Raw genomic sequence first — 15237 nt, 5'->3', positions numbered from 1 at the left:
CATTTTCACTACGCCGCGTCCCCATGGGCAAGCGGTGCCAGCGCCATCGGAAGTTTACTAAGCTCTTGCACCAGTGAGTCTTTGCTGATTTCACCGATCGATTTCGCGCCGGTCAACGTCATCGCCACCTTCATCTCTTTCTCAATCAGATTCAGCAGATTCGCCACACCCGCCTGGCCATGGGTTGCCAGAGCGTACAGATACGCGCGACCCAGCAGAACGCTGTCGGCCCCCAGTGCGATCATACGCACGACGTCCAGACCGTTACGAATGCCGCTATCTGCCAGAATCGCGATATCGCCTTTTACTGCGTCGGCAATGGCGGGCAGCGCGCGTGCAGAAGACAGCACGCCATCAAGCTGGCGGCCGCCGTGGTTAGAGACGACGATGCCATCCGCGCCAAAGCGCACGGCGTCGCGGGCGTCCTCCGCATCGAGGATCCCTTTGATCACCATCGGGCCATCCCAGAATTCACGGATCCACTCCAGGTCTTTCCAGGAAATGGAAGGGTCGAAGTTATTCGCCAGCCAGCCGATATAATCTTCAAGGCCAGTTGGTTTACCTAAATAGGCTGAGATATTGCCTAAATCATGCGGACGGCCGTTCAGGCCGACATCCCACGCCCACTGTGGATGAGTTACTGCCTGCCAGTAGCGGCGCATTGCTGCATTCGGGCCGCTCATACCAGAATGGGCATCACGATAACGTGCGCCGGGGGTAGGCATATCAACGGTAAAGACCAACGTGGAGCAGCCCGCTGCTTTGGCGCGCTCCAGGGCGTTACGCATAAAACCGCGGTCGCGCAGGACGTACAGCTGGAACCACATTGGACGCTTAATGGTCGGGGCGACTTCTTCAATTGGGCAAACGGAAACCGTCGAAAGGGTAAACGGAATACCCTTGGCATCAGCAGCGGCGGCGGCCTGAACTTCACCCCGGCGTGCATACATGCCACACAAACCAACCGGCGCTAAAGCGACCGGCATCGACAGTTTTTCGTTGAACAGGGTAGTTTCCAGACTGAGGTCTGCCATGTTCTTCAGCACGCGCTGGCGGAGCGCCACCTCTGATAAATCTGCCACGTTACGACGCAGGGTATGCTCCGCATACGCACCACCGTCAATGTAGTGGAACAAGAAAGGGGGCAGAATGCGTTGGGCTGCGGCGCGATAATCGCTGGCTGCTGAAATAATCATGTGTTGTTCTCCCTGCTAATCTCATTATGGTCACCGGGCAGGCGTGTGATACGCGCCTGGCGGGCCTGATCTTCATCAAATCGTTTAATCGTGGTGTGGACAAAACTGAGGTGCGCCATCATCGCTTTGCGTGCCCCGTCGGCATCCCCGGCGACAATGGCATCCAGTACCGCCAGATGTTGTTCCGTAAGTTTTGAAAATACGGGGGGGACGAGGTACATACGCTGACGACTCTGTTTCACCGAAGACTGTAGGACGTCGAAGAAACCGCGCATGGTTTGTAACAGCACCACGTTGTGCGAGGCTTCAGCAATGGCGAGATGAAAGCGAACGTCTGCCTGTGAAGCGAGATCCGGATCTTCACTTTGCGTTGCTTCAAAACAGAGCCGGATTTTCTCTTTATCAGCGACCGTGGCACGCATTGCGGCGTGCCAGGCGGTGCTGGCCTCGATGGCGTGACGGGCTTCCAGAATATCGAAACTGTAATCGGGATCGTCCGCCATCAGACTTTTCAGGGGCTGAACAATATTTTGCTCAGACCAGGCTTCATGCTGCCAGCGGACAAACGTCCCGCCGCCACGACGGCTGAGCAGTACGCCTTCGCTCACCAGTTTTGCCAGTGCTTCGCGCAGTGAGTTGCGCGACACACCCAGCTGTACGGCCAGTTGGCGCTCGGCGGGCAATTTCATGCCCGCTTCCAGTCTTTGCTCTTCAATCAGCGCCCGCACACGAGAAGCAACCTCGTCTGACAAGCGTCTGGGCATCACAATCATGGAATCATCCAGGTTAAGACATAAGCCTGAAGGGTGGTAATAACACCCACCATACAGGTGAAAATCAGGCTGTGTTTCACGGTAAAGCGGAACAGGTCAGACTCTTTCCCCACCAGTCCCACAGCCGCACAGGCAATGGCGATAGATTGTGGAGAAATCATTTTTCCGGTTACGCCGCCGGTGGTATTTGCTGCCACCATCAGAACATCTGAGACACCAATTTGCTGGGCTGCTGTTGCCTGCAGGGCCGCGAACAGCGCGTTTGACGATGTATCCGAACCTGTCAGGAATACTCCCAGCCAGCCAAGGAACGGTGAGAAGAAGGTGAAAGCGCTGCCTGTGTGCGCCAGCGCTAATGCCAGCGTTGAAGAAAGCCCGGAGTAGTTAGAGATAAACGCAAATGCCAGCACCATACCGATGGAGTAGATTGGCAGCGCCAGATCTTTCAGCGTACTGCCAAAGGTCTGGAGAGCGGCGGACGGCTTCATTTTCAGCCAGACGATAGACAACAAGGCGGCAAACAGAATGGCGGTGCCGGTTGCCGAGAACCAGTCAAACTTGTACACCGCCGCATAGGCCGTTGCTTCATGCACCACGGGCGGCATGCGGGCAACCAGCTTGTCGAGAAACGGAACCGGAATATTGACTACCCAGTGGTACATTGCGCCGCCTGGTGCAAATAGCGCTTTAAACGGCGGTACGCTCCAGAGGGTTACTGTTGCCGTCAGGAACAGGAACGGCGACCACGCGCGGACAACTTGTCCGGCAGTGTAGTTGGTGCGGGCCAGCGTCTGATCGACCTGTGAAGCACCCATATCGCCAAAGCGGAAGATGCGCACAGGTTGCCAGCGTTTCAGGAACAGCGTCAGACAGACCAGCGATACCAGAGAGGAGATGATATCCGGCAGTTCCGGCCCGATGAAGTTAGAGCTGAGGTACTGAGCGATGGCAAAGGAACCGCCCGCGACCATGACTGCAGGCCAGGTTTCTTTCACCCCGCGCCATCCATCCATAATCGCCATAATCCAGAACAGTACGATAATTGTCAGGAATGGCAGCTGACGGCCTACCATCTGGCCGATCTCAAAACTGTCCAGTCCGGTAACCTGACCCGCGACCAGAATCGGAATGCCCATCGCACCAAAAGCGACTGGTGCGGTGTTCACAATCAGGCATAAACCTGCTGCATACAAAGGGTTAAAGCCCAGACCTACCAGTAGCGCGGCGGTTATTGCGACCGGAGCGCCAAATCCTGCGGCTCCTTCGAGGAATGCACCAAATGAGAAACCGACAATCAGCATTTGCAGGCGCTGGTCAGGTGTAATCGACAGTATTGAGGAGCGGATGATGTCGAACTGCCCGGTCTTGACCGAGATTTTATAGACAAATACCGCCGCGATGATGATCCAGGCTATCGGCCACAGGCCATAAAAGAAGCCGTACACCACCGAAGCCAGGGCGTGATCGACTGGCATTTTGTAGAACAGCAGGGCAACCGACAGGGCAATCACCACCGTCCACGATGCAGCGACATAACCTTTCAGCTTGAGCTTAATCAGCGCGAAGAAAAAGAAAAGGATCGGGAGTGATGCGATCAAGCTTGAGAGCCAGATGTTACCGGCTGGGTCGTAGTTCTGTTGCCAGAGATTCATTGCAGGTCTCCTGAGGGCCTCCGACATAATGGGATGAGTCTGTGCTCATCTGCTGGTCACATTATGTGTAAAAGTGGCCCTGCCAATATTGTTGTGTAGGGATAATGACAATGAATGGTTAATCAAATGTTATTTATTGGCAACGGTATTGTAGGCTAATTTTAATGAAATGTGAGGTGGTTTTCGGAACTGGCTGGAATTGGTAGGGCCAATTTGCAGGAAAGGAAGGCCGGGCAAGCGGATGTTGCCCGGTTTGTTATCAAAACTCGGTCTTTGAAAAGCCTGTCATCTCTTTCAGGCCCATTTCACGGCCCAGTTCTGTCATCGGGTGTACGACGATCAGACCGCGCACGCTTTTCTTCAGCTTGCCCATGTCTGCCTGTTCTTTTTTGGTGATAGCACGGCGAAACGGGAGTTTCGTCAGCTTTTGCGCTTCTTTGCTCAGCTTCTGACCGTGCACTTCACGCAGACGTGCGATCTCGGCTTCCAGCGTTTCTTTCTCTTTTTCCAGCTCGGCGTATTTGTCGGCGGCTTCAACCAGCGAGAGATCAGCCTGCTGGTGGCGGATGGCATCCAGGCGATCGCTCAGACGTTTAATTTCGTTTTTTTCGACTTCTTTCATAGGATAGCTTCTGATAAAAATAGGATGAATATCCTATAGTATGCGCGCAGAGCGGGATTATTCTCAACTAATCGAAGATAAATAATCAAATGCCGCAAGTATTTTATCGCTAACAATAATACTAGTTGTTTGATTGGTAATGGATTTTAAGTAATAAGATCAATGATGGCGCTTTTGTTGGCGGGTTTATCGCGAAGCACGTTTTCCTCAATACAATCTTTTCTCTGATCCTAAACTTAAATCAACGGCCACACAGGCTGGATGCGGATAATACATGGAGGATTGGTCATTATGGCGAAACTAGGCGAGAACGTTTCAATTCTTATTGATAAGACCATCGATTTTATGGCGTCAAGCCAGGCTTTTCGCGAGTATCTGAATAAAACACCGCCGCGCAATGTTGTTCCTTCTGAAGTCCCGCAGGAAAATGTGCAGCTGTATTTGCAGCGTCTGGAGTACTATCGCCAGCTGTACCGGCCACAGCAGGATGAAAAGTAAATCGACATCGCTTATTTCTGAAAAGCTTTTTTTAAGCTGATTTTAGAAATCAGCTCGGTCAGGGAAAGTACCATGGTTGAGCGTACCATCTGCTGGTAGCGCTGGATTTGCATTGCGTACAAACCCGAGTCTGAGGTATCAAACTGTGGCGGTGGAGGAAGTGCTGTTACGCAGTGAAGTTCACCAAACGGTCCGAGGATTTCGTCATCGGTGAATGCATATTCATTGCCGTCGTGATTCAACTCTTCACGTAGAGCCATGAGCAGTTCTGCATCCTCATACTCCGGGCGGCTGAGTACGCCCAGGCCGTAGATAAGCTTCAACCTGACGGAAAGATCGCCCAGCGGACCGTCGCCGTCGAGTAACGGTTCTACTGCGTATTTCACCGCATAGTCGTCTTTGCGAAATACCTGGAGCACCAGAATATTCACCGCCTCGGTGAGTAATTCTACGGCGGTGATGAGGAAGCTGCGTACGGTTTTGCCAGCATTCAGACGCTCAAGCACACGATTTTCAAAGGCCTGCGTTTGTTCCATTATTGCCTGCATATCTGACAATCTGTTATTCGGGCGCAGGCTGAGCTGCGCCAGATTCTCTATCATTTGGTCGCGATGTATGCGTTAACCGCCTCCGCCACCACATCACTGTTGGCATCCAGCCCGGACACTTGCGCCAGTGCGGCCTGTGGCCCTTTTTCGTCAATTAATGTCGCCAGTTCCTGCGCCTGTGGGTCCTCTTCACTGCGATAGTGCATCGCCGCAGCAATACCCTTGACCAGATTAACGTGCGGCAGAGCGTACTCCATTGTGCCCAGCAGCGGCTTAATCAGACGATCGCCAGCGCTCAGTTTACGCAGTGGCTGACGGCCAACACGTTCAACGTCATCTTTCAGATACGGGTTTTCAAAACGACCGAGGATTTTCTGAATGTATGCCGCATGTTTTGCTGCATCAAAGCCATAGCGTTTGATCAGCACCGCGCCGCTCTCTTCCATCGCACCTTTTACCACTGCGCGGATTTTCTCGTCGAGAATCGCGTCACGAATGGTCTGATGGCCGGTCAATTTTCCGAGGTACGCGGTTATAGCATGCCCGGTGTTCAGCGTGAAGAGTTTACGTTCGACAAATGCCATCAGGTTATCAGTTAATTCCATTCCCGGGATATTCGGCAGTTCGCCTTTGAACTGCGTTTTGTCGACAATCCACTCACTGAAGGTTTCCACGGTGACTTCCAGCGGATCGTTGGTTGCGGAAGCGGAAGGCGGAACAATACGGTCTACGGCGGAATCGACAAAGCCGACGTGCTCTTCAACCCAGGCTTTATCGGCATCTGCCAGCGCATTCATCACATGACCTTTCAACTGCGTGGTTCCGCGCACCATGTTTTCACAGGCAATGATATTCAGCGGGGTGGTAATACCCTGGGCTTTACGTTTGACCAGGCCTTTGGCGATGGCCGGAGCGATACGCTCAAGTACCACCGGACCCACGGCGGTAGTCACTAAATCAACGTGGGCAATCAGTTCCACGACATCATCGCCGATGCTGCTAACGGCGTTGACGCCGGAAACAGTATCGACCTGCTCGTTTTCACCGACGACATGAACCTGATAGCTATGACGGGCATTCAGGGCATCGAGGACCACCTGATTTACATCCGCAAACGTCAGTTGTATCCCCGCGTCAGCCAGCAGTTTGCCGATAAAGCCACGACCGATATTACCTGCGCCAAAATGTAATGCTTTCATAGTATTAACCTTCATCAATGTTTTTACCCAAGAGGGCTGGGGTGAGGGACAGCGATACGTTCCCCCTCACCCCAACCTTCTCCCGCCATCGGAGAGAGTGGGACGCAGGCCCGATAAGCGCTAGCGCCATCGGGCCATGGGACTTACTTACGACCAGCCAGCAGTGCCAGAACTTCATCCACGCTGGTGGTATGCGCCAGACGTTCGATCACGGATTCATCATCCAGCGCGTTGGTCAGGCTGGTAATGACCTGAATGTGCTCGTTATTACGAGCGGCGATACCAATTACCAGACGAGCAATGTCGTCTTCTTCTTCACCGAAGCGTACGCCTTCCGGGTATTGGCAGAACACCACACCGGTTTTCAGGACGCGGTCTTTAGCTTCAACCGTACCGTGCGGTACAGCGATGGACTCACCCAGGTAGGTTGGGGTCAGTTTTTCGCGGTCCAGCATCGCTTCAACATACTCAGGTTCAACGTAGCCGCCTTTTACCAGTTGCTCACCGGCAAAGCGAATCGCTTCTTCTTTGTTGGTGGCTTTACGGCCAAGGAAGATATTCTCCGCACCCAGTTTGAACAGGTTGTTATCGCCCTCATCAAAGCTGTCTTTCAGATGACCACGTACTTTCTCTTCGTTGACGTTGTGGCGCTGTGCCGCCACCAGACGCTCGGTCAGGCTGCTGTACAGACCGCTGTCGAGGAAGTTGGTCAGTGAAATGTGCTGTGCCTGCGGAACCTGGCGCATAGCGCGTTCGGTCAGGTCACGGTGGGTAATGACCAGATCCACATCCGGCGGCAGGTTGTTAATTGCACTGTTGGTGACGGAAATCTGCGACAGACCCGCATCCTGTACTTTCTTACGCAGTACGCCGGCACCCATCGCGCTGGACCCCATACCGGCATCACAGGCTACGATGATTTTACGCACGTGGCTCAGGTCGTTGGTGACATCGCCAGCAGACAGCGGAGATGCGCCTTTAGATTCCGCTTTCATGTCCTGCATGCGGCGAGTTGCTGCATCAATGTCGTCATCTTCTTTCACTTTGCTGGTTTTCAGCAGAATAGCTGAGACCACAAAGGAGACCGCCATTGCCGCACAGATTGCAGCGATGTTGGCAAAGTATGCGCCCTTCGGCGTCATTGCCAGCACGGCCAGGATAGAACCAGGAGATGCCGGAGAAACCAGACCGCCACCCAGGATAGTCAGGGTAAAGACGCCAGTCATACCGCCGAGGATAACAGCCAGAATCAGACGCGGGTTCATCAGTACGTACGGGAAGTAAATTTCGTGGATACCGCCCAGGAAGTGGATGATAGCCGCACCGCCAGCAGACTGTTTAGCGCTGCCACGACCAAAGAACATGTACGCCAGCAGGACGCCCATACCCGGACCCGGGTTTGCTTCAATCAGGAAGAAGATGGATTTGCCCATCTCATGGGACTGCTGAATACCCAGCGGTGAGAAAATACCGTGGTTGATGGCGTTGTTCAGGAACAGGATTTTCGCCGGTTCAACAAAAATAGACGCCAGTGGCAGCATGTCATGGACAACCATGAAGTTAACGCCTGCCGCCAGAATTTTGGACAGTGCTTCAACCAATGGACCAATGCCGAGGAATGCCAGAATGGCGAGGATCATACCGATGATGCCAGCGGAGAAGTTATTCACCAGCATCTCAAAACCGGACTTGATCTTACCGTCTACCCAGCCGTCGAAGTGTTTGATTGCCCAGCCGCCCAACGGGCCCGCGATCATTGCACCGAGGAACATCGGCATATCCGCACCGACGATAACACCCATAGTGGTGATAGCACCGACCACGCCGCCACGATCGCCGCCAACCAGTTTACCGCCGGTGTAACCAATCAGCAGTGGCAGGAGATAGGTGATCATTGGACCGACGAGCTTCGCCAGCGTTTCGTTCGGCAACCACCCTGTCGGAATGAATAATGCGGTGATAATACCCCACGCGATAAACGCGCCGATATTTGGCATCACCATGTTGCTGAGGAATCGACCAAAGCTTTGCACTTTGATCTTAAAATCGGATGACATAAAAACACCCCTTCTTATGTTTGCTATCGCGCAGGCTGAAAGCCCGAGGTTTGTTAATGTAGCGGCAGGAGGTAGCCGGACCCTGTAGATACTGCGAAATCTGGCACTGAATCGTTCAACTGTCCAGTCGACGGGCTTTTATGTGATTCGCGTCACGTAAATATAGGGTGTGTGGTATTAGTTAATGTGACTATGATCACAAAATGCCAGTACATAAAAACATCGATGTGCAAGAATTCGCTAAAAAAGGCGGTTAAATGTGAATTAGTTCACGTTTTTCATTTCTCTGTTTGTTGAGTTTTTGTGATCTGGATCTCAAGATATTTTCATTTGAATAAATCCAAATGTGATCTATAGCTGATTCTTCTCTGGCCTGTTTTTCCGCAAAATAGAGCAATTTCTCACCAGAAAAAATATTTTATTTGTGATATGGCGGAAATGCCTATCTGCAGTTATGTTCAAAATATCAGCCAGGGTGCGTACGGCTGCCAGCACATACAAAATTCTAATTAGCGTGAATCCGGGGCAGCTATGTTTCTAAACTATTTTGCATTGGGCGTGCTGATCTTCGTTTTTCTGGTTCTGTTCTACGGAATCATCGCTATCCACGATATCCCCTATAACATGGCGAAAAAGCGCAATCATCCACATGCCGACGCTATTCATACCGCAGGATGGGTGAGTCTGTTTACGCTGCATGTCATCTGGCCATTCCTGTGGATATGGGCCACGCTCTACCAGCCTGAACGGGGTTGGGGAATGCAGTCACACATCACGCCGGCCGGAAAGGAGCCAGATCCTGAGATTGCCGCATTGTCAGCGCGCATCACTCTGCTGGAAAAAAAGCTGGCAGAGGCGAATAAAACCGATGACTCCACCTTTCCGGAGATTTGATCATGGATCTGTTGATTGTTTTGACCTACGTCGCGTTCGCGTGGGCGATATTTAAGATATTTCGAATTCCGGTCAATCAGTGGACATTAGCTACCGCAGCATTGGGTGGGGTGTTTATTGTCGCGGGACTTATCTTATTAATGAACTATAACCACCCGTACACATTTACCGCGCAGAAAGCCGTTATCTCAATTCCCATTACGCCGCAGGTCACTGGGATTGTTAGCGAGGTAACAGACAAAAATAACCAGTTGATTAAAAAAGGCGAGGTGCTCTTTAAGCTCGATCCTGTCCGTTATCAGGCACGCGTCGACAGATTACAGGCTGACCTGGTGACGGCAACGCATAATATTGAGACTTTGAAGGCGCAATTAGCCGAAGCGCAGGCCAATACCACCCAGGTTTCTGCAGAACGTGACCGTCTGTACAAAGATTACCAACGTTATCTGAAAGGTAGCCAGGCGCGAGTGAATCCGTTCTCTGAAAGCGATATCGACAACGCCCGGCAAAACTTTCTGGCTCAGGATGCCTTAGTCAAAGGCTCTGTCGCTGAACAGGCACAAATTCAAAGTCAGTTAGATAGTATGGTCAACGGTGAGCAGTCGCAGATTGTTAGCCTGCGGGCTCAACTGACAGAAGCGAAATACAATCTGGATCAGACCGTTATTCGTGCGCCCAGTAATGGTTACGTGACGCAGGTGCTTATCCGACCTGGCACCTATGCTGCCGCGCTGCCGCTGCGACCGGTAATGGTGTTTATTCCCGAACAAAAACGGCAAATAGTGGCGCAATTCCGCCAAAACTCACTGCTACGTCTTGAACCGGGCGATGAGGCGGAGGTGGTGTTTAATGCTCTGCCTGGCCAGGTATTCTCTGGCAAGCTAACCAGCATTTTGCCGGTTGTTCCTGGTGGCTCTTATCAGGCACAAGGCGCGTTACAGTCTTTAACGGTTGTGCCGGGCACCGATGGCGTACTGGCGACAATTGAGCTGGAGCCAAATGCTGAAGTAGACGCTTTACCGGATGGTATTTATGCCCAGGTGGCAGTCTATTCCGACCACTTCGCGCATGTCTCCGTGATGCGTAAAGTTTTGCTACGTATGACCAGCTGGATGCATTACCTCTATTTGGATCATTGAGTGATTACGTTGTCTTGTTGCTGAGAGTTGCAGCTATATCCATTACCGCTGCAGGTGGTTGCTGGCGTCGTATTTGCGCCGCCATAAACTGCATATACGGGTCCATATGGCTGAACATGGCTTGATAGCCCTCACACAAATGGTTATGCCAGCGTTTACCTGAAGGATGAATCCGATGTTTTGGGCAACCCCCATGGCAGGCAAAACGCCATTCACAGCGTTCACATTGGGCAGCAACTTGTGCTTTTGCCATTCCAAATTTGTGCTGTTGCTTACTGTTCACCATTTTTTCTAAATTATCGCGTCGCAGATTGCCCAGTCGGTGTTCAGGGTAAACGTAGTGATCGCAACTGTAGACATCACCATTTTGCTCCACGACCAGACCGAATCCGCAGGTCGATTGCATCACGCACAATGAAGGTTTTTCACCCAGCCAGGCGGCTAGTGCGCTGTCAAATAACTGGATAAAGACGCGTCCGACATCTCTTCGTACCCAGGTATCGAAAACCTGGATAATAAATCGTCCCCATTGCTCACCTGAAACGGACCACGAAGTGACAGCACGCTGAGCCATTGATTGTGGATACAGTAGTTCACCGTAGCGTTGTGCAAGGGGTAACTGTTCTACTGCCGGAATGAATTGAATAAAAGTCGCCCCTAAATCGCGGCTCAAAAAATTATAGATTTCAACAGGATGTTCAGCTGTGACGTTGTTGACTACGCACAGTACATTCACTTCCACGCCATATTGAGTCAGCACACGCATAGCGTTAATCACCTTCTCAAATACTGAGTCCTGGCTGCGTGTTTTGCGGTAGCGGTCATGTAAGTACGCGGGTCCATCGATAGACAACCCAACAAGAAAACGGTTTTGGGCCAGAAAGTTAGCCCATACTTCATTAATGAGTACACCGTTTGTCTGGATACTGTTGCGGATGGTCTTGCCGCAGGCGTGTTTCTGCTGAAGCTCAACGACACGCTGATAAAAGGGTAGCCCTGCCAGAGTGGGCTCCCCTCCTTGCCAGGTAAACTCAATTTCGTTACCCGGATGAGCATTGATGTACTGTTTGATGTACTGCTCCAGCGTCTTCTCATCCATATGGCGCTGCTGGTGAGCAGGTTTCAATGTCCCGTGTTCCTTCCCCAGATAAAAACAGTAGTCGCAAGCAATATTGCACTGATAACTAACAGGTTTTGCCATTAAATGAAATGGACGTTTCATGGCGTTCTCCCTCAAGGCGTTAGAAAGTTTTTGGTGATCAAGGTCACTATTCCAACGTCTTATGTTGACAAAGTGAACGAATGATCGGAACAATAATTTCATTAAAGCATGTTAATCGTGAAATTAAAACTTCATTCGCCAGTATCAGGGATTCGTATGAGCAGATTATTTTCTGGAGCACAGAATCTGGGTAAGTCGTTTATGTTGCCAATTGCCATTCTCCCCGCTGCGGGGTTGTTACTGGGATTTGGCGGCGTATTTACCAACCCAGTGACCATTTCGACCTACCCTTTCCTCAACAATGAGATTGTGCAGGCTATTTTTACCGTTATGCGACTTTGCGGTAGTGTCGTGTTTGATAACTTATCACTGCTATTTTCCGTCGGTATTGCCGTGGGACTGGCGCGCAGTGACAAAGGCACCGCGGGTCTGGCAGCAGTCCTTTGCTTTCTGGTGATGAATAAAGCAATCAATGCGCTGTTGTTGCTGACGGGAACATTGGCGACAGAAAATCTCGCCGCTGCCGGGCAGGCGAGTGTTCTGGGGATCACGACGCTGCAAACCGGTGTGCTTGGTGGGGTGATGTGTGGGTTGCTAACCTCCTGGACACATAGCCGGTATGGAAAAACTCAGCTACCTAATATGCTGGCATTTTTTAGCGGTTCGCGCTTTGTCCCCATAATGACGTCGTTCTTTGCCATCTTTCTTGGCGTTGCGCTGTTCTGGGTCTGGCCGCACGTGCAGGCAGGGATTTCTCACCTTGGCATTCTTGTTGAAAAGACCGGTTATCTTGGTACGTTAATTTACGGCATGATCCTCAAATGCCTGATCCCTCTGGGGTTACATCATCTTTTCTACATGCCATTTTGGTTAACGAGCGTCGGTGGTGAAGCCGTTGTTAATGGCCATGTCGTCGAAGGCACACAGAATATCTTTTTCGCTCAACTGGCCGATCCTTCGGTAACGCAGTACTACATTGGTGTTTCACGCTTTATGGCCGGACGCTTTGCCGATTTCATGTTTGGTCTGCCGGGTGCTGCGTTGGCGATCTATCACTGCGCAAAACCGGAAAACAAAAAGAAAGTCGCCAGCTTGATGCTTTCTGCCGCATTGACCGCATTCGTGACCGGGATTACCGAACCACTCGAGTTCGCATTTATGTTCTGCGCACCGCTGCTTTACGCCGTGCATATCGTCTTAACCGGTGTGGCATTCATGCTGACGCATATCCTGGAGATTACGGTCGGTCAGACATTCTCCGGTGGGCTGGTGGACTTCCTGCTTTTTGGGGTGTTGCAGGGGAACGCCAAAACCAATTGGGTTTACATGCTGCCGCTGGGTGTTGTGATGTTCAGCGTCTATTACTTTACCTTCCGTTTCATCATTCAATGGCGGCAATTGAAAACGCCGGGTCGTGAAGATGAAAGCGAAGAAACGCCGGTCGTGAACGTGGCAACGGATGCACGTGCTGCCGGGATCGTTGAGGCGTTAGGCGGTCGCAGCAATATTGTCGATGTGGACTGCTGTGCAACTCGTTTGCGTATCACTGTAAATGAGCCGGAGAAGGTGAGGCTGGATGACTTCAAACAGCTTGGCAGTAAAGGCGCATTCATTCGCGGTCAGGGCGTACAGGTTGTTTATGGACCTCATGTCACGCTGATTAAAAACGAAATTGAAGAATTTATCGGTTCATAAAGAGAGCGGTCTTATGAAAGCAGTTATGTTGATGTTCGACACCCTAACCCGTAATCACCTTGCGCCCTATGGCGGTGATGCGATAACGCCGAATTTTACGCGTCTGGCGCAGGAGTCCGCCCAGTTCGATAACTTTTACGTAGGGAGCATGCCTTGCATGCCCGCACGACGTGAGCTGCATACCGGGCGCTATAATTTTCTGCATCGTAGCTGGGGACCGCTGGAACCTTTTGATTTCTCGGCGATGCAATCGTTGCGTCAGAATGGTGTGCATACACATATGGTTACTGACCATAAGCACTACTGGCGCGACGGTGGCGCGACGTATCATACGCGTTATTCCACGTTTGAGTTTATTCGCGGGCAAGAGGGGGATTGCTGGAAAGGACAGGTTGAAAAGCCACTAATCCACTGGCAGGGCAACGAGGATGAAGAGACGCTTCGTCGTCGTGCCGGACGTATGACCCAGGATTTAATCAATCGTGCTGCTATGCCTACCCAGCAGGAACATTTTACCCACCGCACGATTAGCGCGGGTATAGAGTTTCTCGAAACTAACCAACACCAGGATAACTGGTTTTTACAAATCGAGTGTTTTGATCCGCACGAACCGTTCTTCGTTCCTGAAAAGTACCTGGCGCAGTATGGCTGTAAACCCGGTGAATTCGACGGCTGGGTACCCTATTACTGTGGAGCGCCTGGCGGGTCAGAAGATCAGAAAGTCCGTAAGTTTTATCAGGCGCTAATCACCATGTGTGATGATTATCTTGGTCAGGTGATGGATAAACTTAAGGCGCTGGATCTGTGGGATGACACTCTATTTATCGTCTGTACCGACCATGGGTTCCTGCTGGGGGAGCACCAGTGGTGGGGTAAAAATATCATGCCGGTGTATAACGAAATCGCTAATACGCCGTTCTTTATCCGCGATCCGCGCAGTAAAACGCAGGGTGTCAGACGTAGCGCACTGGCGCAGACAATAGATATTCCGGCGACGTTACTGGAATATTTTGATATTCCCCGCCCGGCAACCATGACAGGAAAACCTCTGCGCCCGGCCATTGAACGTGATGAGTCGATCCGTGATTATGCGCTGTTTGGTTATTTTGGTGGCCATATCAATATCACCGATGGTGAATACGTTTATATGCGCTGCCCGCGCGAGCAGAATAAAACGAATCTGTATGAATATACGTTGATGCCTACGCGTATTGATAGCCCTTTTAAAATTGATGAGCTAAAGGATATTCGTATTCATCCGGGCTTCGATTTTACCCAGGGTGTACAGGTGATGCAGATCCCCGCCACCTTTGGTTATCTTAATCCATGGCGCTTTGGCGATAAGTTGTTCGATGTTAAAAACGATCCGGGACAGTTTCAGCCACTTAATGATGGAACCTTATCTCAACGCTATGCCGCCGCGTTGATCCCCATGATGCAACAGCATGATGCGCCGCCAGAACTGTATACGCGCTTCGAACTCGATCCACTCACGCCTGAGCGCGATGCGCAATTTATCCAACGACAACATGAACAGATCGCAGGGTATGCCTGTGCGCATCCTGGCGTTGCAGAGGCATTGGCGTTTTTGATCCGCAACAGCAGCGAAGATGCATTGGAACTGACCGTGGGGTGCAGTGTTGATGAAGCTGATATTTTCGCATTAATCGATAAGTTATTTACCGGTGATAAACATCGCGCCATGGTCTACCAGACGCGCTTATTACTGCGTACGGCATAGG

At 51.4% G+C, this 15237-nt stretch carries 13 protein-coding genes; 5 read left to right on the top strand and 8 right to left on the bottom strand.

Annotation, left to right across the window (positions count from 1 at the left end; genetic code table 11):
- Positions 1–8: 8 nt before the first annotated feature.
- The 4 genes from lldD to OGX98_RS02730 form a co-directional block, all read right to left on the bottom strand.
- Entirely contained in the window at positions 9–1196 is a 1188-nt protein-coding gene (gene lldD, locus OGX98_RS02745; RefSeq protein ID WP_045448781.1) for an FMN-dependent L-lactate dehydrogenase LldD, read from the bottom strand.
- Positions 1193–1969, bottom strand: coding sequence for a transcriptional regulator LldR (gene lldR, locus OGX98_RS02740; RefSeq protein WP_045448779.1), 777 nt, complete (start codon positions 1967–1969; stop codon positions 1193–1195). Before lldR ends, lldD begins: the two co-directional genes overlap by 4 nt.
- Complete coding sequence (gene lldP / locus OGX98_RS02735; RefSeq protein WP_045448778.1) at positions 1966–3621, bottom strand: L-lactate permease; 1656 nt, start codon at positions 3619–3621, stop codon at positions 1966–1968. Before lldP ends, lldR begins: the two co-directional genes overlap by 4 nt.
- A gap of 259 nt (positions 3622–3880) precedes the next feature.
- Positions 3881–4243, bottom strand: coding sequence for a YibL family ribosome-associated protein (locus OGX98_RS02730; protein WP_048223092.1), 363 nt, complete (start codon positions 4241–4243; stop codon positions 3881–3883).
- A 291-nt stretch (positions 4244–4534) separates the two neighbouring features.
- Here OGX98_RS02730 and OGX98_RS02725 point away from each other — a divergent pair, with 291 nt between their 5' ends.
- Positions 4535–4741: a hypothetical protein gene (locus OGX98_RS02725; RefSeq protein ID WP_045448774.1), complete on the top strand. Its 207-nt coding sequence runs from the start codon at positions 4535–4537 to the stop codon at positions 4739–4741.
- An 11-nt stretch (positions 4742–4752) separates the two neighbouring features.
- Here OGX98_RS02725 and mtlR read toward each other — a convergent pair whose 3' ends face one another.
- The 3 genes from mtlR to mtlA form a co-directional block, all read right to left on the bottom strand.
- A complete protein-coding gene (mtlR, locus tag OGX98_RS02720; RefSeq protein WP_045448772.1) occupies positions 4753–5343 on the bottom strand; it encodes a mannitol operon repressor MtlR in 591 nt (196 codons plus the stop codon).
- Entirely contained in the window at positions 5340–6488 is a 1149-nt protein-coding gene (mtlD, locus tag OGX98_RS02715; RefSeq protein ID WP_045448771.1) for a mannitol-1-phosphate 5-dehydrogenase, read from the bottom strand. The genes mtlR and mtlD overlap by 4 nt, the downstream gene beginning before the upstream one ends.
- A gap of 143 nt (positions 6489–6631) precedes the next feature.
- Positions 6632–8545, bottom strand: a complete 1914-nt coding sequence (mtlA, locus tag OGX98_RS02710) for a PTS mannitol transporter subunit IICBA (RefSeq protein WP_048223087.1) — start codon at positions 8543–8545, stop codon at positions 6632–6634.
- Between the two features lie 531 nt (positions 8546–9076).
- Between mtlA and OGX98_RS02705 the strand changes: the two genes are divergently transcribed.
- Together OGX98_RS02705 and OGX98_RS02700 are read left to right on the top strand one after the other, a co-directional pair.
- Positions 9077–9439, top strand: a complete 363-nt coding sequence (locus tag OGX98_RS02705) for a DUF3302 domain-containing protein (RefSeq protein ID WP_045448768.1) — start codon at positions 9077–9079, stop codon at positions 9437–9439.
- Positions 9440–9441: 2 nt separating this feature from the next.
- On the top strand, positions 9442–10578 hold the full coding sequence (locus OGX98_RS02700; RefSeq protein ID WP_045448766.1) for an HlyD family secretion protein: 1137 nt from the start codon (positions 9442–9444) through the stop codon (positions 10576–10578).
- A gap of 4 nt (positions 10579–10582) precedes the next feature.
- Here the strand turns inward: OGX98_RS02700 and OGX98_RS02695 are convergent, their stop codons facing one another.
- On the bottom strand, positions 10583–11800 hold the full coding sequence (locus OGX98_RS02695; RefSeq protein WP_286493039.1) for an anaerobic sulfatase maturase: 1218 nt from the start codon (positions 11798–11800) through the stop codon (positions 10583–10585).
- A 156-nt stretch (positions 11801–11956) separates the two neighbouring features.
- On the opposite strand from OGX98_RS02695, the gene OGX98_RS02690 reads away from it, so the two are divergent.
- The gene (locus OGX98_RS02690; protein ID WP_045448763.1) at positions 11957–13495 is read left to right on the top strand and encodes a PTS transporter subunit EIIC; all 1539 of its coding nucleotides are present in this window, start codon (positions 11957–11959) and stop codon (positions 13493–13495) included.
- A gap of 13 nt (positions 13496–13508) precedes the next feature.
- Complete coding sequence (locus OGX98_RS02685) at positions 13509–15236, top strand: sulfatase (RefSeq protein ID WP_045448762.1); 1728 nt, start codon at positions 13509–13511, stop codon at positions 15234–15236.
- Position 15237 lies beyond the last annotated feature (1 nt).

This window comes from Citrobacter sp. Cm046 (genome assembly GCF_030333065.1).
GTDB classification, from domain to species: Bacteria; Pseudomonadota; Gammaproteobacteria; order Enterobacterales; family Enterobacteriaceae; genus Citrobacter; species Citrobacter murliniae.
Note: the sequence above shows the minus strand (reverse complement) of the source record. Positions and strands in the feature narration are given on the sequence as shown.